This is a genomic window from Allopontixanthobacter sediminis, assembly GCF_009828115.1.
Lineage (GTDB): Bacteria > Pseudomonadota > Alphaproteobacteria > Sphingomonadales > Sphingomonadaceae > Allopontixanthobacter > Allopontixanthobacter sediminis.
Genome location: NZ_WTYL01000002.1, coordinates 824245 through 846324 on the forward strand (window position 1 = coordinate 824245; position 22080 = coordinate 846324).

Sequence of the window (22080 nt, forward strand, 5' to 3'; positions counted from 1 at the left end):
CGTTCCGGCATGGTGATTAGGGCGGCGTGACGAAGGTACGAAGTTTATTATGGGTTACGATAAAGGGCGCCGGGGCCGGGGACGCGATAAGCGCGATGGTTTCGGTGAAGACAGTTTCTCGCCGTTCGGTGGTGAATCTCAAGGTGGCTTCGGCGGCGACAGCTATGGCGGTGGTGATCGCTTTGGCGGCGGCGGAGGCGGAGGCGACCGTTTTGGTGGCGGCGACCGGTTCAGTGGCGGCGGCGGTGGTCGTGGCCCCGGCGGTCCTCCCCGGGGCGGTCCTGGCGCGGGCGCGGGCGCTGGTGGCGGCGGTTTCAGCCGTATGCCTGCCCAGGTGGTCGGCACGGGCAAGGGAACGGTAAAGTTCTTCAATTCTCAAAAGGGCTTCGGTTTCATCCAGCAGGATGACGGCGGTGAAGACGCGTTCGTCCATATCAGTGCAGTCGAGCGTGCGGGTCTTGCCGGCCTGGCAGAAGGCCAGACGCTCGAATTCAACCTGGTTGATCGCGGCGGCAAGATTTCGGCACAGGATCTCCAGATCGTGGGCGATATCATTCCGGTAACCGATGGCGGCGGCGGCGGTGCCAGCAGCAGTGAACGCAGCGAACGCCCGGCAGGCGGCGCTCCACAGCGTGAACTGACTGGTGAAAAAGCAACCGGTACGGTGAAATTCTTCAACGCGATGAAGGGCTTCGGCTTTTTGGTCCGCGATGATGGACAGCCAGACGCGTTCGTGCACATCAGTGCCGTTGAACGCTCCGGCCTGCAGAGCATCAACGAAGGCGAGCGGTTCGAATTCGATCTCGAGGTCGACCGACGAGGCAAGCACTCGGCGGTTAATCTTGTGCCCGTTCAAGAATAGCTCGTCTGCAAGATATCCGGCGGATCGCCGGATCATTGCCCGATCATAAAACGACGCAAATGGCGGCCCCTGCAAGGGTCGCCATTTGTCGTTCAGCCGTCTAGTCCAGCTCTAGCTTGTGCAAATTATCGAGGAATCTTCCATGTCTATCACTCCGCTCATGCCTGTGTATCCCCGGTGCGGCGTACGGCCGGTCCGCGGGGAACACTGCCACCTGATCGACGAAGACGGGACGCGTTATCTTGATTTCGCCAGCGGTATCGCGGTCAATCTGCTGGGCCATTCGCACGAAGGGTTGATCGGCGCGATCCAGAAACAGGCCGCCACCCTGATGCATGTTTCGAACCTGTATGGCAGCCCGCAAGGCGAAGCACTGGCCCAGCGGCTGGTTGACCTGACTTTCGCCGATACGGTCTTCTTCACCAATTCGGGCGCCGAAGCTGTCGAGTGCGCGATCAAGGCCGCGCGCGCCTATCACCAGGCTAACGGCAATTCGGAACGCTACGAATTAATCACCTTCAAGAACGCCTTCCATGGCCGGACGATGGCCACGATCAGCGCGTCCAACCAGGAAAAGATGCACCACGGGTTCCTGCCGCTGCTGGCCGGGTTCAAATATTGCGAATTCGACGACCTTGAAGCTGCCAAGGCGCTCATCGGCCCCAACACCGCCGGTTTTCTGGTTGAGCCGATCCAGGGAGAGGGCGGCATTCGCCCCGCTTCCGGGGAATTTCTCAAGGGTTTGCGCGCCTTGGCGGACGAACATGATCTGATGTTGGTGCTGGACGAAGTGCAGTGCGGTGTCGCCCGGTCGGGCACGTTCTATGCGCACGAGCAATACGGGATCGATCCCGATATTCTCGCGACGGCCAAGGGCATCGGGGGCGGATTTCCCCTCGGCGCCTGCCTCGCCACGGAAAAGGGCGCACGCGGCATGACCTTCGGCACGCATGGTTCCACCTATGGCGGAAACCCGCTGGCGATGGCCGCAGGGATGGCCGTGCTCGATGCGGTCGGGAACGATGAATTTCTGGCCGAAGTTCGCGAGAAGGGTGAACGCATCCGCACGCGGCTGGAACAGTTCATCGGGAATTACCCCGACCTGTTCGAACTGGTGCGAGGCAGGGGCCTGATGCTGGGCCTCAAGATGAAGGTCGAACCCCGTCCCTTCTTCGTCCATTTGCGCGACAATCACCAATTGCTGACCGTGGCAGCGGGCGACAACACGCTCCGTTTGCTTCCGCCACTGGTGATAGGGGATGCGGAGATCGAGGAATTCTTCGACAAGCTGTCTGCCGGTGCGGCCAGCTACACAGCTCCGACGGCAGCCTGAAGCCATGCCCCATTTTCTCGACCTGAGTGACGCCGGCGGCGACGTGATCGCGGCCATGCTGAACGATGCGCAGGATCGCAAGGCAGCTCGTGCCGACTGGCCGAAAGGGCAAGTGGATGCCGATGCGCCGCTGGCGGGTCATGTCCTGGCAATGGTGTTCGAAAAGAGCTCTACCCGCACCCGTGCCAGTTTCGACATCGCGATGCGGCAGTTGGGTGGCAGCGTGTTGATCCTCGATTCCGGCACCAGCCAGCTCGGCCGCGGGGAAAGTGTGGCCGATACGGCCCGCGTGCTCAGCCGGATGGCCGATGCCATCATGCTGCGAACCGATGACCACGCCAAGGTCGAGGAGATGGCCCATTACGCTTCGGTGCCGGTGATAAATGGTCTGACCGACCGGTCGCACCCGTGCCAGATCGTGGCGGACCTGCTGACCATCATCGAACAGGGCAAGGCCTTGCCGGGACTGGAAGTGGCGTGGTTCGGTGACGGCAACAATGTCCTTCACTCGGTGCTTGAAGCTTCCGGACTGATGAAATTCAACGTCCGGGTGGCAACGCCGTCGGGTTTTGAGCCGGACCCGGAATTTGTCGCGATGGCGAGGGCCGGCGGGGCCAATGTCACCCTGACTCAGGACGCAGCCGAGGCAGCCAGCGGCGCCGACATCGTGGTGACCGATACGTGGGTTTCGATGGGTCAAGCCAATGTCGAAAACAAGCTTGGGGCGATGGCCCCCTACCGGGTCGACGAGGCCCTGATGGCGTTGGCCAAACCGTCCGCCCGTTTTCTCCATTGCTTGCCCGCGCATATCGGGGACGAAGTGACGCAGGAGGTGTTTGAAAGTTCAAAGTCAGTGGTCTTCGACGAGGCGGAAAACCGGATCCATGCGCAGAAGTCGATCCTGCTGTGGAGCTTGGGCAAGTTGTGATGGTGCGGCGGACGGTGGCTTACCCCCTTAACTTTGCGCGGCTCGCCACCATATTCCGGCGATGACCGAACCTGCCGAAACCTTTTCCGATCGCCTGCTCCATTTCACTTTGCCCGCCCGCGATGCGCGCGGCCGGGCCGTGCGCATCGACACTGTTGTCGACGAAATTCTCTCGGCACACAATTATCCGCCGGCCATAACCCACCTTCTGGCGGAAGCGCTGGTGCTCGCGACATTGCTGGGCAGTCTGCTCAAGCATGATGCGGGGCAGTTGACGATGCAGGCGCAAACGGAAGCCGGCGTGGTCAAGCTGCTGGTGTGTGATTACCGCTCCGGTGAACTTCGCGGCTATGTGGATTTCGACCGCGAGAGGTTCGGTGAACTGGGAGCCAATCCGCCGCTCAGCGCGCTGTTCGGGAAAGGCTATCTGGCGATCACGTTCGACCTTCCGGGTGAAAATGGCCGTTACCAAGGCATCGTCCCGCTCGAAGGGGAAACTCTGGCGGCTGCTTGCGAAGCTTATTTCCTGCAATCGGAACAATTGCCCACGCTGATCAGGGTAGGTGCACGACATGATGTGCGGGGCTGTATCGCCGGGGGCATCCTGATCCAGCATTTGCCCGACGGGGAAGAAGGCCGCGAACGGCTGCATGCGAGGCTCGACCATCCGGAATGGGAGCACGTCGCCATCCTCGCCGGAAGCACGCGCTATGACGAGCTGGTCGACCGCGAGCTTTCATTGGAGGCACTGATCTGGCGGCTGTTCCATGAGGAGGATGAAGTGCGGGTCGAACAGGGCGCGCACCTTGTGCGCGGTTGCCGCTGCTCGGCTGAACATTATGGCGATGTGATCCGCAGATTTCCAGAAGAAGAGCGTGTCGACATGCGGGATGATGACGGGGTCATCAGGGTCGATTGCGCGTTCTGCTCAAGGATATTTCCTATTCACGCTTAACGATTCACCGTTCGTAAGGCACGTTTTGCCTATGTTCACTTCCGTGATATATAGGGCTCTCTGTGATGATTGATCGAGCTATTCCCATGCCGAAGAAAAGTTCGAAGCGCTTTTGGTCAAGGGCTGTTCTTGCGGTGTTGCCCGCGGCGTTCTTATTTGCGCCCGCAGCGGCGCAGGCGCCGTCGCTTACCATGCTTGGCGAACTTCAGGCTGGTGAATGGGAGCTTCGTTTTCGGGATGGGGCGCCAACCCGCAAGATTTGCCTGCGAACTGGCCGCGAATTGATACAGCTGCGTCATCCCGGGCGTGAGTGCACCCAATATGTGGTCGATAATACAGCTACGCATTCGACGGTACAGTACACTTGTCCCGGCAATGGCTACGGCTTGACCAGTATTCGGAAGGAAACCACCAGTCTGGTGCAGATCAAGTCCTCCGGCATCGCCGGAACGCGGGCGTTTGATTTCGCAGCCGAAGCGCGCCGTGTCGGAAGTTGCCGGTAAAGTTTTGGTAACTGCGCCGCCGCCCATTGCCGAAGGGTGCAATTCCGCCTAGCCCCTTCGTAATGGGAACGGATATTGAGACACCGGCAAGGCCTGCGGTCGTGCTGCTTTCGGGCGGTCTCGATTCGATGGTGTCAGCCGCCATCGCGAAAGAAGCTGGGTTCAAGCTTAACGCGCTTACGATCAATTATGGCCAGCGCCATGCCGTCGAACTCGGCGCAGCACGGCGGATTGCAGCACATCTGAATGCGGCGCGCCATGTGGAATTGCAGCTTGATCTGAGTGTCTTTGGGGGCTCGGCGTTAACCGACGATATCGACGTCCCGTTGGACGGGGTGGGGACGGATATTCCGGTGACCTATGTGCCCGCACGCAACCTGGTATTCCTGTCGCTCACCCTGGCATGGGCGGAAACCATCGGAGCGAAGGACATCTTTATCGGCGTTAATGCGCTTGATTATTCCGGCTACCCCGATTGCCGACCCGAATTCATCGCCAGTTTTGCGGAGACCGCGCGCCTTGGAACAAAGGCGGGCGCCGAAGGGCAGGATCTGACGATCCACGCTCCACTCCAGTACATGACCAAGGCCGACATAGCGTCCGAAGCAAGCCGCTTGGGGCTCGATCCGGGGATGAGCTGGTCATGCTATAATCCAACCAAAGACGCCATGGCCTGCGGATTGTGTGACAGTTGCCGCTTGCGCCGGAAAGGCTTCGCCGATGCGGGGCTTCAGGATGGGATCGAATATGCCAACACCGCCCACTGAGCCAGCCGTGACCACCGGGGAAATTGCCGAAAAGGCGCCCGCTTACAGCTGGTACGCGTTGAGCGTTCTGGTGTTGGTGTACATGCTTAACTTCATCGACCGGAACATCCTGTCGATCCTGGCAAACGACATCAAAGCCGATCTTGGCCTCACCGACGCCGACCTGGGTTTTCTCTACGGGACCGCGTTTGGAGTGTTCTACGCATTGTTCGGCATCCCGTTGGGAAGGCTGGCGGACAGCTGGCACCGAGTACGGTTGATGACTATCGGACTTGCCTTGTGGTCGGCAATGACCGCGCTTTCAGGCTTTGCGCGTAACGGGCTGGAGCTCGCGGCGGCACGGATTGGTGTCGGCGTCGGCGAAGCGTCGGCAAGCCCCTCGGCCTATTCACTGCTGTCCGACTGGTTCCCCAAGAAGATGCGCGGCACGGCGCTCGCCATCTATTCCGCCGGTCTTTATCTCGGTGCCGGCATTTCGCTAATGCTGGGCGGCCTGATCGTGGAGGGCTGGAACAATGCATATCCTGGCGGCGGGCCGCTGGGGCTTGTTGGTTGGCAAGCAGCCTTTATGGCGGTTGGGATCCCGGGGCTTCTACTGGCGATTTGGGTGTTTACCCTGCGAGAGCCAGCGCGCGGAGCAATCGAGGGGCTCCCTGAACCGAAGATTGAAAGACCCTTCAGGGGCTTCGCCAATGAGCTATTTGCGGTAGTCCCACCCTTTACGCTTATATCGGCACTCCAGCGGGGGACAGGGCCGTTTCTGGTAAATCTTGCGGCTGCAGTCGTGATTGCCGGGCTCGCATGGCTAATGGGCGCTGCTACCGGTAGCTACCAGCAATGGGGTGCGATTGGCCTTGGTTATTACGCGGTGTTCTCTTGGGCCAATTCGTTGCGTCAGCGTGATTACCCGGCGTTCCGTCTAATCTGGGGTAGTCCCGCATTCATCTACACGATCCTGGGATACGGAATGGTCGCCTTCGCGTCCTATTCGGTGTCGTTCTGGGCGGCACCCTATGCGGAGCGTGTGCTGGGAGCTTCGAAGGCCGTTCTCGGATTCTGGATCGGCGGCGGCGGTGCGCTTGGCGGCTTCCTGGGCGTCATTATCGGGGGCAGGGTGTCCGATTGGCTGCGCGAACGCAATCCGGGTGGGCGTATCCTCGTCATCATGTTTGGGGTGTTGGCGCCCGTCATCCCGTTGATCTTCGCGTTCACGACCGAGAATGTAACGCTTTATTATTTTCTGAACTTCCTGATTTCCCTATTCGGAAGTTCGGCACTCGGAGCTGCCGCGGCGACAACGCAGGATCTTGTCCTACCGCGGATGCGAGGCACGGCCACAGCTACGTTCTTCCTATCGACTACATTGGTCGGCCTCGCGTTGGGCCCGTATATGGCGGGGCAAGTGTCCACCATGACAGGCAGCCTGTCGATTGGCGTACTATCAATGCTGGTTGCCGCGCCGATCGGCACCGTGCTCCTTGTCCTTGCTTACAGGACAGTACCCACCGCCGAGCGCACTTTGATCGAGCGCGCTCGAGCGGCGGGTGAACCCGGGATCTAGGTACGTTCGAGAACGCCGCAAGCGATGCGCGGACCGGCATTGCCCGAGGGATCGGTCTTGTAATCGTCAGGGTCCTGATGGATGACGACTGCGGTCCCATCTGCATCGAATAGCCAGTCGAGAACTTGTGACCGGTTGGTATCGGCCAATTCAATAGTGCTTGTTGTCACACTGCTGCTCCCGACCGTAAGGTTAGGCAAGTCGCCAAGATGGCTGCCGCCTGGGCTCATCGTACCGTGGTTGTTGTTGGTAGGATTGAGGTGGCCGCCTGCCGACGTAAAGTCGGGGGCGGTACATGTGCCGGTCGTATGCAAGTGAAAGCCATGTGCACCTTGCGGAAGTCCCGTAGCCGCCACCACTAAGGAAAGCCGATCACCCTTAGCGACAAGTTCCACCGTCCCGGCGGGAGCCCCATTTGCCCGGCTCATCGTTGCGGCCGCGAGCGTTTCGGATGACATGTCATCTACCGTCGTACAAGCTGGCAAGGCGAGTGCGACCGCAGCACAAGCGAGAAGGGAAGGTCGGTTCATTGGAGGTCTCCTGGTGAGGTTTTGAGTTTTCACTGTCCCTAAAACGAAAAAGGGGCCGGATTGCTCCGACCCCCTCTCGATTTTTATCGCTTGCGCGAAGCTTACATGCCCGAACCTGGGCCGTAAGTGACTTCAACGCGGCGGTTCTGCAATTCGCGAACACCATCTGCGGTCGGTACGCGCAGGTTTGTTTCACCGAAGCCTTCCGTCGAGATGTTGGAGCCGTTGATGCCGCGACCAACCATGTAGGATTCGACAGCCGCAGCACGGCGGTTCGAAAGACCAACGTTGTAGGTTGGTGGGCCGGAGGTATCCGTATAACCAGCAACCATGACCGATGCGGTACCGCAATTGCGATAAGCCGACACGGCGTTGTCGAGGATCGTCGCAGCTTCAGGAGTGATGTCCGACTTATCCCAGCCGAAGAACACGATATACGGGCCCTTGTTGCAAGGCGGAGGAGGAGGAGGAGCAGCCACAACTGGCGGCGGCGGTGGCGGCGGGGCTGCAACCGGCGGCGGAGGTGGCGGCGGCGGTGCTTCACCACCAAAGTTGTAGGTCAGAGTACCCAGGATCGAGTGCGACCGGTACCGACCGTCGAGATCACGACCAAGCGAATCGATCAGGCCGACATCGGGTGCAGTGAAGAACCGATACCGAAGACCAACATCCCAGTTCTCCGTGAGCGGTGCGCGTACACCGGCGAGGACCTGGTATGCAAAGCCGCTATCGGAATCGTCGAAGACACCGGGGCCATTGGAGGAAATCGTCGAGTTACCATCGACACGAGCGACACCAGCGCCGCCACCGACGAAGCCCTGAAGGCCGTCATCGTCCCCGAAGTCAACCAAACCGTTGAGCATGAAGCTGAGAGCATTCAGATCGCCGAGCGCTTCGAACGTGCCCGAACCGGAGTTGCCAGTCGGGCCGGTAGGAACACCACCGGGGCCAACGATGACCGAGGAAATGTCAGATTCGCGATAGCTTGCTTCAGCTTCAAGCCGGAAAGCGCCAAAATCGTAACCAACCAGGCCACCGAAGTCGTAGCCAGCGTCTGAATCGACCGAAATCGTGTCCGTGCCGTCATTTACGTCGAAGTCAAAATCTTCAACAATCATTGGTCCGCCGCCGACTTCCACATACCATTGGCCGTCGCGGGCTAGTGCAGGCGATGCGAGGGCCGTTGAGGCCATCGCCATTCCTATGACGAGTTTCCGCATTATGAAATTCCCCTTATATAATCGAATAAAACCACCGAATGGCGGTTTTCTAACTTTTCCCTCAGGAAGTGGCAAGCAGACATTGTTCTAAACTGTTGCAAGAAAGCATCGTTTGCCCTTGTTTTTGTTTAAATTCGCCTTCAAATCACTCCCATCGACATCCCAAACGTAGCGACGCCACGTTTGTTCCCTTCAGGGTGCAGACAAAATTCCGGCACTCCTGAGGGACTGGATCAGATGATCGATTGCTTGGCGAGCTTCGGCATCAACGATCTGACCTCCGGAAGGTATAGCGGGGGTCTCTGCTCTCTGCCAGCCATTTGCGTAAAAGATCGTTTGCCCGGTCGCCGGCTCCATGATCCGCATGCCATTCTGCGGGGTAATGTACATCCATGTACCCGAGATCCAGCCCGCCAGATTTCCTGCATAATCTGACTACTCTCCGGTCGGACTGTTGCCAATAAGCCAACATTGGCCATCTTCTTTAGCAGTTGGTGGCACATCAGCCTCACTCTCGACAGCGGTATGGAGCAGCATATCAATCAGGGCATGGGCCTCATTTACAAAAAACTCCTTCTGGGCATGGCCATGCAGGCATGACTGTCCTGCGGGCCGCGCAGGCTGTCGGGCTCGCCGGCCGAATAAAGCTTCGCCTGCGCTCCGTTGGGCCACGTCAGCCGCTTCAGAGACGGTTCGAAATTGGGCAAGCGCTTCGGCGGCGACGTGGCCAGAATGCCGCTTTCCCCTTCCACCATCACTGCCCTCACTTCCGAAATGGATGCCCCGACCAGTGCGATCCGGGCGTCCTTGTTGTGCTTGGCGATATGCCGGACCCATTCGGCCCCGGCCCGCGTCTTGCCGAAGCCGCGTCCGGCACAGATTAGCCAGATGTGCCAGTCACCCGGTGGGGGCAGTTGTTCGAACCTTGCCCAGATATTCCAGTGAAACCGCAATTCGTCTTTCTCGCTCTGAGACAAGGCTGCGAGGAAGATGTGCCGTTCTTCGCCTTCCAGCGAAATCAGTAAGCGGAGGCGGTCAATGTGCGTCATCGGCACCGTTTTCGGTTTCCGACGCCGGGCACATTGCCGTCGAGCTCGCGCTGTCCTGTGCGATCAGGATCTGGACGGCTTTCTCCCGGGCCCGCATCGCATCCAGTTTGGTGTTGATCGATGCGAGGATCGCGTCTTCGCCTTCATCATCGCGCAGTGCCTTGCGCTGGCTGACTGATTCGCGATGTGCGGCGAGCAGGCGGAAGGCGGTGGCGTTATCGAACTTGCGTCGCGCCTTGGTTTTCGTGCCTTCGAGTTCACCGATCCGCAGCCGGTAAAGGAGCGACATTTCCAGATTATCGTACCCTTCGCACAGCGCATCGAACCAGGCGCTGCGAAAATCCGCATTTTCGCGGCGATGCTTGTAGATTGTGCTTTTGTTCACTTTTGCCGCGCGGGCCGATCCGGCGATGTTCGAGCTTTCCGCCAGCGCTGCCAGGAAGGGTTCACGCCAGGCAGGAATGTTCCGACCGTGCATTGCGCCGCCGGGCGATGATGTCGCCATAAAAAGTTACCCGTGCTGTAAAGGGGAAACCGCGAAGACCGTACTTTCGAATCGGTCTGTTGCGATGTTCCAATTAACTAACCAAAGAGTGTGACGATGTCAATACAAAAGTGCCAAATAGGTTAATTACGCCCAATTATCGAGTCCATTCGCTTCTCGGCGCTTGCGGCATGGCAGGGCCTGGACTAATCGCGGCGGCACTGGCCCGCCTTGTCATGGGCGTATCGACTCGGGAGGCGGCCCTTGCTGCGCGGACTGTATAATTGGACGATGGAAAAGGCCGCGCATCGCCACGCCGTGTGGTGGCTGGCATTCTTCAGCTTCATCGAATCGAGCTTTTTTCCGATCCCGCCGCACCCCCTGCTCGGGCTGATGTGCTTGGCGGAACCGAAGAAGGCAGTGCGCTTCGCCGCGGTCGCGACTGCGGCGTCGGTCTTGGGCGCTCTCCTGGGCTATGCGATCGGTTACTTCCTGTATGATGCGGTTGGAGCACAGCTGATCGCCGCGCTCGGCCTGACGGAAAGCTTTCCTGCAGCCCGCTGCACCCTCAATGAGTATGGGGCACAGGCGGTAATCCTGGCGGCGGCGACGCCGGTACCATTCAAGCTGCTCACCATAACCGCGGGCTTCACTGCCATGCCGCTCGCCACGTTCCTGATCGCGAGCATCGTCGGGCGCGCGATGATCTTCATGACGGTGGGGGTACTGTTCCGGGTTTTCGGGGCGCCGATCAAATTGTTCATCGACAAATACCTGATCTCCGTCACCACCGCATTCGTCGTGCTGGTGGTTGGCGGATTTATCGCCCTGTCGGCACTTGCCGGTGGAGGTGACGAAGCACCCTCAAACGATCCTTGCGTATCAGCAGAGCTGAACGGCGCGAAATAGGCGTATTTTTCAGCTCTAGTCCGCAGCCGCCCCGCCAGCTTTTGCGATCAGGGTGAGGGTCACCGGGTCCTTGGGGCGCAATGCAAGGGTCGCTTCAGCCTCAGCCATGCCGCCGGTCATATCGTTCTGCGCGAACAAAGCGGCGGCGAGGTCGCGGCGGACCGGATACCAGAATGCGGGCGGATCGGAGAAAACGGAGAAGTCATCGGTCTCCTCGATCTCGGCAGCGTTGCGGAACGCGGTGGCGGCATCGGTAAATCGGCCTTCCATCATTGCGAGACGCCCGGTCAGGACTTCGTGAATGATACCAAGCATCTGGTCTGGTGCCGGCGAGCTGTCCTCCTCGACAGCCGCACCTTTGCCCTTAATCGCGACGATGGCAGCAAGAGCGGCAATTTCTTCCGACAAACCGCCCTTGTCCTGCTGAACGGCGTAGGCCTCTCCTCTGGCGTAATGCCAAGCCGCCTTCAGATAAGGCAATTTCGGTTCGGGCAGCGCAAGGGTCGAAGCAGGATCGTCAAACCGGGCCAGCGCGAAATATCCCGCCGCGGATAGCAACTGCATGATCGGCGACCCCTCTTCTCGGTCCTGCGTCGATGCGACCAGGGGTCGCGCCAGCGTGAGCGCGGTAAGGGAATCCTCTGCCATCATCGCGCCGCCAAGCCCGAAGATCACGTTGTGTGAGTGATACGGCAATTTGAACACCCCGTGTTCGCCGCCATGACCAAGCCGCGCGGCGTTGGCCTGATCGATCCGGACAGCGCGCAAATTCATGTCGGCAGCGTCCTGGTAACGGCCGACCCAGTAAAAAATGTGCGAGGGCATGTGCACCAGGTGACTGGCATTTGGCGCCAGGTCAGCAAGCTGGTCCGCCTGCGGTTCGGCCTTGGCCGCCTGGCCGGCAATTTCGCTCGAGTGGATATAGAAATGAATCGCGGGGGTGTTGCCGGGCGATCGGGCCAGCACCGGTTCCAGAAGCTGCATCGCCCGCACCGCTGCTGGCTCCCACTCGCCTTCGTCGCTGGCAGCAACCAGGGAAGCGTCGGCAGTCAGGACCTGGACCGCATCGTCGGCGGGGTAGCGCCCGGACAGCTTTTCCATCGCCTTGTGGAAGGCCCTGTCGCGCTTGTCGACGTCACCGCCCCGATACCGCTCGACCAAAGCCAAGGTAAGGTCACGTTCGATCGGAGTGCCGGACGCCTTCGCCATCTTCGCTGCCTTGCGGGCCAATGCCAGCAGGGGCTTGCGATCAGCCCGGTCCATACCGTAATTCAGTGTCGGACCCGACATGAAGGCCTCGCCCCACAGGCACATGGCGCAATCCGGATCGAGCCGGACCGCTTCTTTCATCGCATCGATCGCGGCCTGGTGGGCAAAGGCGGCGCCAAGTTCCATCCCATTAGAGAAAAACGCCTGCGCCTCGGGAACAGCGGTGGTGATCGGGAAACCGCCGTTTCCGTAACCGGCCAGCAGTTCAGTCTCCGCCGGGCGCGCCACCGCGGCCGAATCGTGGTGATCATCGATATGGACTGCTTCGGGCGCCGCAGAAGGCTGGCTGACCTGGGGCGCAGGCTGATCCTGGGCGCAAAGCGGGGACACGACACCGAGCGCAAGCGCGCCCGTAACCATCCGGATCATCGGCTTCGAAATCATCAGATATCTCTCGCAACTTGACCCGCGATGTGGCTGCCACACCGAAACGCCCGAAGCAAGGTCTGAGACCGTCTCAGATAATCCCGACGGCCTTGCCTGCCCGTTCGAACATCCCGAGGATCGTCTGGACTTCTTCCGCGCTGTGTTCGGCGCAAAGCGAGCAGCGCAGCAGCGTCATGTTGGCCGGTGTCGCAGGAGGCCTGGCCAGATTGACGTAGAGCCCTTCCGTCAGCAGCGCTTCCCACATCATCGCGCCGCGTTCCAGATCGGGCATGATGACGGCGATGATGGCGCTCTCGGCCTGCTTGGTGCCCAGTTCGAAGCCGAGATCGCGCAGGCCCTGGTGCAGGGTGCGGGAATTTTCCCACAGATGTGCGCGCTTGTTCGAACCGTGCTTCAGCTTGCGGATCGAGGTCGCGGTGCTGGCGACCACGGCGGGCGGAAGGCTGGCGGTGAACACATAGGGGCGACAAACCAGCCGCATGATTTCGAACTTCGGATGGTTCGATACGCAAAATCCGCCGACCGTCCCGACGCTCTTGGAGAACGTGCCGATGATGAAATCGACCTCGTCGATAATCCCGACTTCTTCGGCGACGCCGCGGCCGTGTTCGCCGATAAAGCCCATCGAATGCGCTTCGTCGACCAGCACCATCGCGCCGTTTTCCTTGGCGATCCGGACCATTTCCTTCAGCGGGGCGACATCGCCGAGCATCGAATAGACGCCTTCCAGCACCACCAGCTTGCCGGCGCCTTCCGGCACTCGCTTGAGGCGTTTTTCCATCGCTTCGATATCGTTGTGCTTGAAAGGCACGACTTCGGCATTGCCCATCGCGCAGCCATCCCAGATGCTCGCATGGCTATCGATGTCGAGGATGATATAATCGCCCTTGCCGGCGATTGTGCTGATGATCCCGAGGTTGGCCTGGTAGCCGGTCGAGAAGACCATCGCGTGGTCCATGTCGTAGAATTCGCGAAGCGCATCCTCGCATTCCCGGTGTCCCTGGAAGGTCCCGTTCAAGACCCGGCTGCCGGTGGTGCCGGCACCGAAATCGGTCATCGCCTGCTTGCCCGCTTCGATCACATCGGGATCGAACGTCATCCCCATGTAATTGTATGTGCCGAGCAGGATTGTATCGCGCCCGTTGCAAATTGCCCGGGTGGGGGAGAGTACTTTCTCCATCACCAGACTGAAGGGATCCTGCATTCCGGCGGCGAGCAATTGTTCGCGCTGCTGGATCAGCGGATCGAATTTGCTGAACAGGTCGGTAGCCGCCGCAGGCGTACCGGAGCTGTCGGCGCCGGGCGTGGAGGAATGGTCGTTCATGCTCAATTCTGTAATGTGTTCACAGCGTCGACCAACTGCCCGTAAGTCTCGATATCCGCCTGCTGGTTCATGGTGATGATGATATCGAATTCATCCTCGATCGCGGCGACGAAATCCATCACCGTCAGGCTGTCGAATTCCAGATCGCCGGCAAAGGTCGTGCCTTCCTCGATAGGGACGTTTTTCTTGTTGAAGGGCTCGATCAGCGAGCGGATGGAACTGTCGACGGCAGCACGGTCCATTACGGGTATTTCCAATCTATCAAGTTACGCATTCGCGGTTTGGCGGCCAATTGCCACCCAATTGCGGCGGAAAAGCGGTTTCGATCCCTGCTTGTCAAGGCCAAGCCGCGCTGGCAAGCCCTCGCTGTCCGATCAGGGCAGCTCAGCAGGGGGGCAGCAGCGATGGAATCAGAACCCGAAGAACACGGTCCGCCCCCTGTAACTTCGAGTGCAGAGACGCCGGAGCGGGTGTTTTCCGAAAACGCCATCCACATGATCCGCACGGCGCAGATCAACACCCTGACCCTGTCGCAGATGGCGGACCAGAAGGCCTCCATCCTGATGGGAGCAACGTTCCTCGTCTTTTCCCTTTCCATCAGCCGCTCGCTGACCGGCGATATGCCCTGTTCGCTGGTGTTGCTGGCCTTGTTTTCGTTTCTTAGTTCGGTGTGCGCCGTCATCGCGGTGGTCCCGTCGATCGGCAAACCGGGCGCGGATCCGAAGTCTGTGCCGAACCGGCTTTTCTTTGGTCACTTCACGGCAATCGACGAACCCGAGTGGGCCGAGAGCCTGCTGGCTGACATGACCCGTGATGAAACGGTGTTGCGCACGATGATGCACGATCTCTATCAGAACGGGTGCGTGCTTCAGCGCCGCAAATACCGCTACCTCGCGCTGGCTTACCGGATTTTCATCGTCGGCCTGTTTGTCACGCTGCTGGTGTTCGCAGCGGAAATCATCCAGCCGTGACGAGTGCAGCGGGTTTGGGTTCGAGCAATCCCATGACCACCCGCATGAAAGGTCCGATGGAAACCGGCTTCGAAAGATAGCCCTCGGCCCCGACATCACGGATTCGGTCCTCGTCACCCTTCCCGGCATAGGCGGTAACCGCCAGCACGGGAATTCGAGCAAGCGACATGTCACGCTTCAGTTGGCCAATCAGTTCCATTCCGGAAATGTTCGGCAGCTGGATGTCCATGATAACCAGGTCGGGATCGAAGGCCCGAGCGGCGTTGATTGCGAGTTCGCCGTCGGCACACGGTTCCACCGAAAATCCCGATGCCTTGAGGACATCGCAGAACAATTTACGGTTTAGATCGTTATCCTCGACAACCAGCACTCTCTTTGCCACTGACTGTGTTGTTGCTTCGATTGCTTTCACCCCATCAACCAGAAGCCGCCCCCTATGTTCTGCTTGGGCACTTTGTAATCTTTCCACAGGATATTGACAATCACCAAAGGTTTCGAATCTCCTCATCACTCATCCGGCGATCCTGAATCGCTGGCCCTCTCGGCGCTTGCGTGGGTTTTGAGCGAACCTGCGCGGGCCGAACGGCTGCTGTCGCTGACTGGGCTGACACCGGAAGTGTTGCGCAATAACCTCACCGATCGGCCGGTAATGGCGGCAGTTCTGGAGTTCCTCGCGAATCACGAACCCGACCTGGTGCTGGCAGCCGACGCCCTGAACGTGACGCCTGCGGCACTGATCGCGGCTCACGAAACGCTTTCCCGATAACAATACGACCCGAAATGAGAAATTCACGATGAACCGCCCGCTGATAATCTCCGATTGCGATGAAGTCCTGCTGCACATGGTCGCCCACTTCCGTGACTGGCTGGGGGAGAGCCAGGGAGTGACCTTCCGGATGGAGGGAAATGACTTTGCTACGGCAATGCGCTGGAATTCGACTGGCGAGCCGGTGGAGGAACGCGACATCTGGCGCTTGCTCGGCGGGTTCTTCGATACCGAGATGGACCGGCAGTTGCCGATCGAGGGCGCGATTTCGGGGATCAACGCGGTTGCCGAACATGCCGATGTGGTGATCCTGACCAATCTGAACGACGAGCGGCAGGAACGCCGCGCCCGCCAGTTAGCGGAGCACGGAATCCATGCGCGGGTGTTCACCAACCAGGGTCCGAAGGGGCCTGCGCTTGCCGCTATCCTCGAGGAGTATCAGCCGAGCCGGGCGATCTTCATCGACGATCTGCCGCAGCACCATCAATCGGCTGCCGACACCGTGCCGGATGTCCTGCGGCTGCATCTGTGCGGGGAACCGATGTTGTCCCCCCACATAACGTGCGCGCACCAGGCGGGTCACGCACACGCCCGGATCGATACTTGGGCCGAGGCCACCCCGTGGCTCATCGACCGTTTGCAACAGGAGAATGCATTGTGAGCGCAGAAGCAAGACTGGCGGAGCTGGGGATCGTCCTGCCTGCTGCCGCCGCACCGGTAGCCAGCTATGTCCCCGTCGTGGTGCATGGCGGCCTGGCCTATGTCTCGGGCCAGCTGCCTTTCGTGGACGGGAAACTGGTGACCGGGCGGCTGGGCGAAGATGTCTCGCTCGACGATGGTATTGCGGCGGCGCGGGCCTGCGGCCTGATGATCCTGGCGCAATTGCGGGCGACCGATATTTCGCTCGACCGGGTGGCCCGGATCGTCAAGCTCGGAGCGTTCGTCAATTCCGCCGCGAATTTCACCGACCAGCCCAAGGTCGCCAACGGCGCATCGGATCTGATGTTCGAAGTGTTCGGCGTTATCGGTCGCCATTCCCGTGCCGCTGTCGGGGTGCCGGCACTGCCGCTTGGCGCCGCCGTGGAAGTGGATGCGATCATTGCTCTTAACTCCGATTGATTGTTGGCGCGCGCCCGCTCCGCCTCCGAAGCGGGTCGGCTGGCTGGGAGAATGGACTTATGCCCACAGGGGCCTCCACGGCGCGGATATCCCTGAAAACAGCACGGCGGCCTTCGCTGCCGCCATGGCAGCGGGATATGGTATCGAATGCGATGTGCAGCGCAGCGGCGATGGCCGCGCGGTCGTGTTCCATGATTGGGAATTCGACCGGCTGACGGACGAGACCGGCCCCGTTTCCGACCGCACCGCTGGCGAAATCGAGACGATCCCGCTGTCGGGCAATGGCGAATACATCCGCACGCTCGAACACTTCCTCGACCAGGTGGATGGCACGGTCCCGGTCCTGATCGAAATCAAGAGCCGCAACGATCGCCGGGTCCGCCCGCTGTGCCTTGCGGTCCATCGCGCGCTCGAGGGGTATCGCGGCCGCCACGCCGTGATGAGCTTCGACCCGCGGGTTTCCAGGTGGTTCGCCAGCCATTCCCGTAACACCGTGCGCGGTCTGGTCGTAACCGAGGAAAATGCCAAGTCGCTTGCCGGCCGATGGCGGCGGCATAGCGCCCTGTGGATCGCCAAACCCGATTTCCTTGCTTACGACATCCGCGACCTGCCCAGCGCATTCGCCGCGGCCCAGCGCCGCCGCGGCCTGCCGGTGCTGAGCTGGACAGTGCGCAGCGCTGCCCACCGCGAGGTCGTCGATCTTCATGCCGATGCCGCGATCGCCGAAGGCGAAGGGATCGCGAGGTCGGCACCGGAAAGCGAGCAGGGGGCGTGAGTGAAAATTCCCTGACGGCGCGCGTGGTGGGCAGCGTCGGGGCTATCGAACGCGATGTCTGGGACCATCTGGCGGGCAGTGATAATCCCTTCGTCAGCCACGACTTCCTGACCTCGCTCGAAGATTCCGGCAGCGTGGGACCGGGGACAGGCTGGAACCCGGCACCAATCGTGATCGAAGATACCGCGGGCAAAGTGATGGGCGCGCTCCCATCCTACGCCAAGGGCCACAGCCAGGGCGAGTATGTATTCGATCATGCCTGGGCCGACGCGTGGCACCGTGCGGGCGGCAGTTACTATCCGAAGTTGCAAATCGCAGCGCCGTTTACCCCGGCAACCGGGCCGCGCATCCTGACGCGTCACGCCGCTTACGGGGTACCCTTGCTGCGCGCCGCCGAACAACTGTGCACCAGCAACGATTTTTCCTCCGCTCATGCGACCTTTATCGCGCCCGACCAGTTGGAGATGTTCGAACAGGCCGGGTGGCTGCTGCGTAATGACATCCAGTTCCACTGGGCCAACCGCGATTATGCGACATTCGATGATTTCCTGGACGCACTGGCTTCGCGGAAACGAAAGTCGATCCGCAAGGAACGCGCCGCCGCGGCCGAGGGAGTGACGTTCCGCCATCTCGCAGGCAGCGAAATCAACGAGGCGCACTGGGATGCATTCTGGGTGTTTTACCAGGATACCGGAGCGCGCAAGTGGGGCACCCCTTACCTGACACGGGAAGCGTTCAGCCTGATGGGCGAACGGATGGGTGACCGGGTGTTGCTGATGCTGGCGTATGACGGCGATCGTCCGATTGCCGGCGCGCTCAATTTCATCGGCGGCAGCGCGCTGTATGGCCGTTACTGGGGGTGCACCGAGGAACGACCGTTCCTGCATTTCGAGCTGTGTTACTATCAGGCGATCGACGCAGCGATTGCGCGCGGTCTATCGAGGGTAGAGGCGGGGGCGCAGGGTCCGCACAAACTTGCCCGAGGGTATGAACCGGTCAAGACCTGGTCGGCGCATTGGATTGCAGACCCCGGATTTCGGAGCGCCGTGTCGGACTTCCTCGAGCGGGAAAGGCAGGGCGTCGCATCGGACCAGATGTTCCTGGGCGAACGGACGCCGTTCAAGAAAACCTGAAGCTATCCGCACAGCGGAAGCGGAGCGGTCAGGCGGCCTTGCGAATTCCGTCACTCAGCCACTGGCGTGCACGGCGCTGGGCCTCGGCAATTTCACGGGCGGTCATTTCGTCGGATACGTCCGCGCGGCACCAGGAGGCTTCTTCGTGCCCCTGGACGGCGGCGAGATTGAACCATTTGTGCGCTTCGACCAGATCGCAGTTTACCCCGTGGCAACCCGTCGAAAAAGCCACGCCGAGCGTGTAATAGGCCGCGATGTCGCCTTCGGCAGCGGCAGCCAGGCAGCTTGCTACCAGCAAATCTGCGGCGGCGCTGTCAGCCGGTTCGGCATTGGTTGTTTCGATAATCGACAGTGTCATGGATAACCCCCCGTTGCTGGCGACCCCCTTGCCGCCGGTGATCAATTCCTCGGCCCTTTATGGTCAACAAACAGTTAACGCGGCGGAGAAAAATATCCCGAGCCGCGCGGTGGCGCGTTCGGCTGCGCTTAATTCTGTGTGCTTTAGGGGCGGACAACGGATTGCCGCTTGTATGGGTAAACGCTGCCGCCTATAGGCCCGCCAAACATGTGAGCCCGCTGTCGTCAGAAAAAGGCGGCGGAGGAATTACAAGGGCGCAACCCGACGTTTTTTTTGAGGTTTGAGAGGACCAGATGGCCACTTCTGCAACCGGCGAAATGGAAATTTTCGAGAAAGCGAAGAAATCGATCGCGCATGATTACATGCCGGGCGAGGACGAGCCCTATATGGGTGATGCGCAGCAGAATTATTTCCGGATGCTGCTGCTGGAATGGAAGCGGTCCATCCACACCGCATCCAGTGTAACCTTGCAATCGTTGCAGGACGGTCCGATCCGCGAAGCCGATATGAATGACCGCGCTTCGAGCGAAACCGACTGGAGCATCGAATTGCGCACCCGGGACCGCCAACGCAAGCTCATTTCCAAGATCGACGCCGCGCTGCGCCGGCTCGACGAGGGCGAATACGGTTTTTGCGAAGTGACCGGCGATCCCATCGGACTGCGCCGCCTGATCGCACGCCCCGTCGCAACGATGACGGTCGAAGCGCAGGAAGCGCACGAGCGCCGCGAGAAAATTTCCCGCGACGATTGAGCGCCGAAATTTCTCCGGATATCGTCCGGACTTCAATGCTCCCCGGTTCCTCGGAAGCCGTGCTTAAAGCTTCCTTAGCCATTCGCTGCTATTCGGGTCGGGCTACGCGTCTCTGGCGAATGTTCCGGGACCTTTGGATAATTGACCAGGCGAAAGGTAATGCCGCGAAGATGTCCTCTGTCGACACCCGCAATATAGCTCGCGACAGCCTGTTCCTGCTTGCCGAAATGCGGCTTGCCGGAATTGCCACGGAATTCCGCGTCAAGGTCCGCAATCTGTCGGCTGGCGGAATGATGGCGGAAGGAAACGTTCCGGTCGTTCCGGGCAATCGGCTCAAGGTTCACCTTCGGAATGTTGGCTGGATAGATGGCGGTGTCGCCTGGGTGCAGGACAACCGTTTCGGCATCGCGTTCGATAACGAAATCAATCACAAATTGGCCCGCGCGCCTGCCGATAGCGGCCAACCTGCAAGCAGTGCCCAGCAACAGTTCCTGCGGTCGACTTCGGGCAAGAGCGATACCGGTGCGGACCAGCCGGACAAATTCCGCACTATTTGATCGCGGTTTGTTTTACGCCAATTCCCGAATCTTCGGTTGCAATGCATAATCGGTCCTGACCACGCGGTGACAAGCTGCTAGGCAGGGGTGAATGAACCGTCTGTTCCATCTCGCCGGGTGTCTGGCTGCTGCGCTCGCGCTGGTGTCCTGCGGCTCTGGCGCCGGGGACGACGAGGTCAACGTCGCTTTCATCGGCAGCACCACGGAATTGTTCGAACCCGGTTTTCGCCTGGCTGCGGCCGGTCAGCACATCCGCTCCGCCACGGCGGAGGGACTGGTCTCGCTCAACCAGTCGGGCGAAGTGGTGCCCGCGCTGGCCGAGCGCTGGATCGTGACCGAAGACGGCCTCAGCTACATCTTCCGGTTGCGCAACACCAATTGGGCGGACGGAACTCCGCTCACCAGCAACAGCGTTCGTGATGCGCTTCGCCGGAATATCCGGGAAGTTCGCGGGACCTCGCTGGGGCTGGACCTTGTGAAAATTTCGGAGATCCGGGCCATGACCGGGCGGGTCGTGGAGATCCGCCTTGATGGTCCGATGCCCGAATTCCTCCAGTTGCTGGCCCAACCCGAACTCGGCTTGCGGCGAAACCGACAGGGCACCGGGCCGATGACCCTCACGCGTGAGCGGGACATCGCCGTGCTGGCCCCCTTGCCACCGGAATTAAGGGGCTTGCCGATCGATGAAGAATGGGAATCGACGGTTCGAACGGTGAGGGTGCAGGCGCTCCCCGCAGAACAAGCCGTCGCCGCGTTCGATAACCGTGCGGTGGATGCAGTGTTCAACGGAACTCTCGCCAGCTTGCCCCTGGCGGACACCGGCGCCCTGTCACGCGGAACCGTCCGGCTGGATGCGGCGCTCGGCATGCTCGGTTTGCAAGTGGTAAGCGAACGCGGTTTGCTGGCAACCGCGGCGGGCCGGGAAGCCATTGCGCTGGCGATCGACCGGCAAAGCCTGCTGCAGCCCTTCAACATCGGCGGATGGATACCAACGAACCGCGTCGTCGCGCCTGGCCTGCCGGGCGATCCGAAGATCATCGGCGAGCGCTGGGAAGGGCTATCCCTCGAACAGCGCCAGGCGGAGGCGGCCCGGCGTGTCTCAGCTGCCATCGGAAGCCAGCCCTCCGCGCGTAATTTGAAGATTGCGCTGCCGCCCGGACCTGGTTCCGATCTGCTGTTCCGCGAGTTGTCGGACGATTTGGCGGCGGTTGGCTTGGTGCTCGAACGTGCTTCGAATTCCGCGTCGGCCGACTTGGTACTGGTCGACCGTCTGGCCCGGTATGCCGACGCGCGGTGGTTTCTAAACCAGTTCCATTGTTCGTTGGACAGAGGCCTTTGTTCCCCCGAGGCTGACGAGGCGGTCCGGCGCGCCGTGCAGGCACCCGACCAATCCCAGACCGCCGCGCTGATGGCGGAAGCTGAAGCAAGAATGACGGCCGCCAACGTTTACATTCCCATCGGCGCGCCTATCCGCTGGTCGCTGGTTCGCGGCGGCGTGGACGGCTTTTCGGAGAACAATTGGGGACTGCATCCCTTGTTCCCACTCGCACTTCGCCCCACTTAACAGC

27 protein-coding genes are annotated in these 22080 nt (G+C 60.5%); 17 read left to right on the forward strand and 10 right to left on the reverse strand.

The window, feature by feature from the left end; translation table 11 throughout:
• The first annotated feature begins 49 nt into the window (after nt 1-49).
• The 7 genes from GRI65_RS15395 to GRI65_RS09655 all read left to right on the forward strand — a co-directional run bounded on the left by GRI65_RS15395 (nt 50) and on the right by GRI65_RS09655 (nt 6909).
• Entirely contained in the window at nt 50-862 is an 813-nt protein-coding gene (locus tag GRI65_RS15395) for a cold-shock protein (protein WP_160756279.1), read from the forward strand.
• Nucleotides 863-1004: 142 nt separating this feature from the next.
• Entirely contained in the window at nt 1005-2195 is a 1191-nt protein-coding gene (locus tag GRI65_RS09630) for an aspartate aminotransferase family protein (protein ID WP_160756280.1), read from the forward strand.
• Nucleotides 2196-2199: 4 nt separating this feature from the next.
• Nucleotides 2200-3123: an ornithine carbamoyltransferase gene (argF, locus tag GRI65_RS09635; RefSeq protein ID WP_160756281.1), complete on the forward strand. Its 924-nt coding sequence runs from the start codon at nt 2200-2202 to the stop codon at nt 3121-3123.
• 61 nt (nt 3124-3184) lie between these two features.
• Complete coding sequence (hslO, locus tag GRI65_RS09640; protein WP_160756282.1) at nt 3185-4078, forward strand: Hsp33 family molecular chaperone HslO; 894 nt, start codon at nt 3185-3187, stop codon at nt 4076-4078.
• 65 nt (nt 4079-4143) lie between these two features.
• Nucleotides 4144-4581, forward strand: a complete 438-nt coding sequence (locus tag GRI65_RS09645; RefSeq protein WP_232844029.1) for a DUF3617 domain-containing protein — start codon at nt 4144-4146, stop codon at nt 4579-4581.
• A 62-nt stretch (nt 4582-4643) separates the two neighbouring features.
• On the forward strand, nt 4644-5348 hold the full coding sequence (gene queC, locus GRI65_RS09650; protein ID WP_160756283.1) for a 7-cyano-7-deazaguanine synthase QueC: 705 nt from the start codon (nt 4644-4646) through the stop codon (nt 5346-5348).
• Complete coding sequence (locus GRI65_RS09655) at nt 5329-6909, forward strand: spinster family MFS transporter (RefSeq protein WP_160756284.1); 1581 nt, start codon at nt 5329-5331, stop codon at nt 6907-6909. Before queC ends, GRI65_RS09655 begins: the two co-directional genes overlap by 20 nt.
• Here the strand turns inward: GRI65_RS09655 and GRI65_RS09660 are convergent.
• The 5 genes from GRI65_RS09660 to GRI65_RS09685 all read right to left on the reverse strand — a co-directional run bounded on the left by GRI65_RS09660 (nt 6906) and on the right by GRI65_RS09685 (nt 10213).
• Nucleotides 6906-7439: a superoxide dismutase family protein gene (locus tag GRI65_RS09660; protein WP_160756285.1), complete on the reverse strand. Its 534-nt coding sequence runs from the start codon at nt 7437-7439 to the stop codon at nt 6906-6908. The two genes, GRI65_RS09655 and GRI65_RS09660, sit on opposite strands and share 4 nt — an antisense overlap.
• A gap of 101 nt (nt 7440-7540) precedes the next feature.
• Entirely contained in the window at nt 7541-8659 is a 1119-nt protein-coding gene (locus tag GRI65_RS09665) for an OmpA family protein (protein WP_160756286.1), read from the reverse strand.
• Nucleotides 8660-9094: 435 nt separating this feature from the next.
• Nucleotides 9095-9196: a DUF2793 domain-containing protein gene (locus tag GRI65_RS15530; RefSeq protein WP_160756288.1), complete on the reverse strand. Its 102-nt coding sequence runs from the start codon at nt 9194-9196 to the stop codon at nt 9095-9097.
• 23 nt (nt 9197-9219) lie between these two features.
• Complete coding sequence (locus GRI65_RS09680; protein WP_160756289.1) at nt 9220-9708, reverse strand: terminase large subunit domain-containing protein; 489 nt, start codon at nt 9706-9708, stop codon at nt 9220-9222.
• Nucleotides 9695-10213 carry a hypothetical protein gene (locus GRI65_RS09685; RefSeq protein ID WP_160756290.1) on the reverse strand — a complete coding sequence of 173 codons (519 nt, stop codon included), beginning with the start codon at nt 10211-10213 and terminating at the stop codon, nt 9695-9697. The genes GRI65_RS09680 and GRI65_RS09685 overlap by 14 nt, the downstream gene beginning before the upstream one ends.
• A 243-nt stretch (nt 10214-10456) precedes the next feature.
• On the opposite strand from GRI65_RS09685, the gene GRI65_RS09690 reads away from it, so the two are divergent.
• Nucleotides 10457-11101: a YqaA family protein gene (locus GRI65_RS09690; RefSeq protein WP_160756291.1), complete on the forward strand. Its 645-nt coding sequence runs from the start codon at nt 10457-10459 to the stop codon at nt 11099-11101.
• Nucleotides 11102-11116: 15 nt separating this feature from the next.
• Here the strand turns inward: GRI65_RS09690 and GRI65_RS09695 are convergent, their stop codons facing one another.
• The 3 genes from GRI65_RS09695 to GRI65_RS09705 all read right to left on the reverse strand — a co-directional run bounded on the left by GRI65_RS09695 (nt 11117) and on the right by GRI65_RS09705 (nt 14323).
• Complete coding sequence (locus tag GRI65_RS09695) at nt 11117-12754, reverse strand: tetratricopeptide repeat protein (RefSeq protein ID WP_160756292.1); 1638 nt, start codon at nt 12752-12754, stop codon at nt 11117-11119.
• A 73-nt stretch (nt 12755-12827) separates the two neighbouring features.
• Entirely contained in the window at nt 12828-14081 is a 1254-nt protein-coding gene (spt, locus tag GRI65_RS09700) for a serine palmitoyltransferase (protein ID WP_160756293.1), read from the reverse strand.
• 2 nt (nt 14082-14083) lie between these two features.
• The gene (locus tag GRI65_RS09705; protein WP_160756294.1) at nt 14084-14323 is read right to left on the reverse strand and encodes an acyl carrier protein; all 240 of its coding nucleotides are present in this window, start codon (nt 14321-14323) and stop codon (nt 14084-14086) included.
• Between the two features lie 162 nt (nt 14324-14485).
• Between GRI65_RS09705 and GRI65_RS09710 the strand changes: the two genes are divergently transcribed.
• A complete protein-coding gene (locus tag GRI65_RS09710) occupies nt 14486-15052 on the forward strand; it encodes a Pycsar system effector family protein (RefSeq protein WP_202391237.1) in 567 nt (188 codons plus the stop codon).
• Here the strand turns inward: GRI65_RS09710 and GRI65_RS09715 are convergent.
• On the reverse strand, nt 15039-15434 hold the full coding sequence (locus GRI65_RS09715) for a response regulator (RefSeq protein WP_160756295.1): 396 nt from the start codon (nt 15432-15434) through the stop codon (nt 15039-15041). The two genes, GRI65_RS09710 and GRI65_RS09715, sit on opposite strands and share 14 nt — an antisense overlap.
• Before the next feature lie 93 nt (nt 15435-15527).
• On the opposite strand from GRI65_RS09715, the gene GRI65_RS09720 reads away from it, so the two are divergent.
• From GRI65_RS09720 to GRI65_RS09740, 5 genes are read left to right on the forward strand one after another with little or no spacing between them, the layout of a single operon-like run.
• Nucleotides 15528-15818 carry a DUF3572 domain-containing protein gene (locus GRI65_RS09720; RefSeq protein ID WP_232844030.1) on the forward strand — a complete coding sequence of 97 codons (291 nt, stop codon included), beginning with the start codon at nt 15528-15530 and terminating at the stop codon, nt 15816-15818.
• 28 nt (nt 15819-15846) lie between these two features.
• A complete protein-coding gene (locus GRI65_RS09725) occupies nt 15847-16479 on the forward strand; it encodes an HAD family hydrolase (RefSeq protein WP_160756296.1) in 633 nt (210 codons plus the stop codon).
• Nucleotides 16476-16937, forward strand: a complete 462-nt coding sequence (locus GRI65_RS09730) for a RidA family protein (RefSeq protein ID WP_332872631.1) — start codon at nt 16476-16478, stop codon at nt 16935-16937. Before GRI65_RS09725 ends, GRI65_RS09730 begins: the two co-directional genes overlap by 4 nt.
• Nucleotides 16909-17712, forward strand: coding sequence for a glycerophosphodiester phosphodiesterase family protein (locus GRI65_RS09735; RefSeq protein ID WP_160756297.1), 804 nt, complete (start codon nt 16909-16911; stop codon nt 17710-17712). The genes GRI65_RS09730 and GRI65_RS09735 overlap by 29 nt, the downstream gene beginning before the upstream one ends.
• Nucleotides 17709-18845: a GNAT family N-acetyltransferase gene (locus tag GRI65_RS09740; RefSeq protein WP_160756298.1), complete on the forward strand. Its 1137-nt coding sequence runs from the start codon at nt 17709-17711 to the stop codon at nt 18843-18845. Before GRI65_RS09735 ends, GRI65_RS09740 begins: the two co-directional genes overlap by 4 nt.
• 28 nt (nt 18846-18873) lie before the next feature.
• Here GRI65_RS09740 and GRI65_RS09745 read toward each other — a convergent pair whose 3' ends face one another.
• The gene (locus GRI65_RS09745) at nt 18874-19203 is read right to left on the reverse strand and encodes an SEL1-like repeat protein (protein WP_160756299.1); all 330 of its coding nucleotides are present in this window, start codon (nt 19201-19203) and stop codon (nt 18874-18876) included.
• Nucleotides 19204-19496: 293 nt separating this feature from the next.
• Between GRI65_RS09745 and dksA the strand changes: the two genes are divergently transcribed.
• The 3 genes from dksA to GRI65_RS09760 all read left to right on the forward strand — a co-directional run bounded on the left by dksA (nt 19497) and on the right by GRI65_RS09760 (nt 22076).
• A complete protein-coding gene (gene dksA, locus GRI65_RS09750) occupies nt 19497-19955 on the forward strand; it encodes an RNA polymerase-binding protein DksA (RefSeq protein ID WP_160756300.1) in 459 nt (152 codons plus the stop codon).
• A gap of 170 nt (nt 19956-20125) precedes the next feature.
• On the forward strand, nt 20126-20512 hold the full coding sequence (locus GRI65_RS09755) for a PilZ domain-containing protein (protein WP_160756301.1): 387 nt from the start codon (nt 20126-20128) through the stop codon (nt 20510-20512).
• A 91-nt stretch (nt 20513-20603) separates the two neighbouring features.
• The gene (locus GRI65_RS09760) at nt 20604-22076 is read left to right on the forward strand and encodes an ABC transporter substrate-binding protein (protein WP_160756302.1); all 1473 of its coding nucleotides are present in this window, start codon (nt 20604-20606) and stop codon (nt 22074-22076) included.
• Nucleotides 22077-22080 lie beyond the last annotated feature (4 nt).

Coding starts and splice junctions, on each gene's coding strand:
- spt (WP_160756293.1), bottom strand. CDS start 14,081: ATGAACGACCATTCCTCCACGCCCGGCGCCGACAGCTCCGGTACGCCT.
- GRI65_RS09760 (WP_160756302.1), top strand. CDS start 20,604: ATGAACCGTCTGTTCCATCTCGCCGGGTGTCTGGCTGCTGCGCTCGCG.
- GRI65_RS09665 (WP_160756286.1), bottom strand. CDS start 8,659: ATGCGGAAACTCGTCATAGGAATGGCGATGGCCTCAACGGCCCTCGCA.
- GRI65_RS09685 (WP_160756290.1), bottom strand. CDS start 10,213: ATGGCGACATCATCGCCCGGCGGCGCAATGCACGGTCGGAACATTCCT.
- GRI65_RS09680 (WP_160756289.1), bottom strand. CDS start 9,708: ATGACGCACATTGACCGCCTCCGCTTACTGATTTCGCTGGAAGGCGAA.
- GRI65_RS09745 (WP_160756299.1), bottom strand. CDS start 19,203: ATGACACTGTCGATTATCGAAACAACCAATGCCGAACCGGCTGACAGC.
- argF (WP_160756281.1), top strand. CDS start 2,200: ATGCCCCATTTTCTCGACCTGAGTGACGCCGGCGGCGACGTGATCGCG.
- GRI65_RS09645 (WP_232844029.1), top strand. CDS start 4,144: ATGATTGATCGAGCTATTCCCATGCCGAAGAAAAGTTCGAAGCGCTTT.
- GRI65_RS09755 (WP_160756301.1), top strand. CDS start 20,126: ATGTCCTCTGTCGACACCCGCAATATAGCTCGCGACAGCCTGTTCCTG.
- GRI65_RS09695 (WP_160756292.1), bottom strand. CDS start 12,754: ATGATTTCGAAGCCGATGATCCGGATGGTTACGGGCGCGCTTGCGCTC.
- GRI65_RS09630 (WP_160756280.1), top strand. CDS start 1,005: ATGTCTATCACTCCGCTCATGCCTGTGTATCCCCGGTGCGGCGTACGG.
- queC (WP_160756283.1), top strand. CDS start 4,644: ATGGGAACGGATATTGAGACACCGGCAAGGCCTGCGGTCGTGCTGCTT.
- GRI65_RS09655 (WP_160756284.1), top strand. CDS start 5,329: ATGCCAACACCGCCCACTGAGCCAGCCGTGACCACCGGGGAAATTGCC.
- dksA (WP_160756300.1), top strand. CDS start 19,497: ATGGCCACTTCTGCAACCGGCGAAATGGAAATTTTCGAGAAAGCGAAG.
- GRI65_RS09735 (WP_160756297.1), top strand. CDS start 16,909: ATGCGATCATTGCTCTTAACTCCGATTGATTGTTGGCGCGCGCCCGCT.
- GRI65_RS15530 (WP_160756288.1), bottom strand. CDS start 9,196: ATGCTGCTCCATACCGCTGTCGAGAGTGAGGCTGATGTGCCACCAACT.
- GRI65_RS09725 (WP_160756296.1), top strand. CDS start 15,847: ATGAACCGCCCGCTGATAATCTCCGATTGCGATGAAGTCCTGCTGCAC.
- hslO (WP_160756282.1), top strand. CDS start 3,185: ATGACCGAACCTGCCGAAACCTTTTCCGATCGCCTGCTCCATTTCACT.
- GRI65_RS09660 (WP_160756285.1), bottom strand. CDS start 7,439: ATGAACCGACCTTCCCTTCTCGCTTGTGCTGCGGTCGCACTCGCCTTG.
- GRI65_RS09710 (WP_202391237.1), top strand. CDS start 14,486: ATGGAATCAGAACCCGAAGAACACGGTCCGCCCCCTGTAACTTCGAGT.
- GRI65_RS09705 (WP_160756294.1), bottom strand. CDS start 14,323: ATGGACCGTGCTGCCGTCGACAGTTCCATCCGCTCGCTGATCGAGCCC.
- GRI65_RS15395 (WP_160756279.1), top strand. CDS start 50: ATGGGTTACGATAAAGGGCGCCGGGGCCGGGGACGCGATAAGCGCGAT.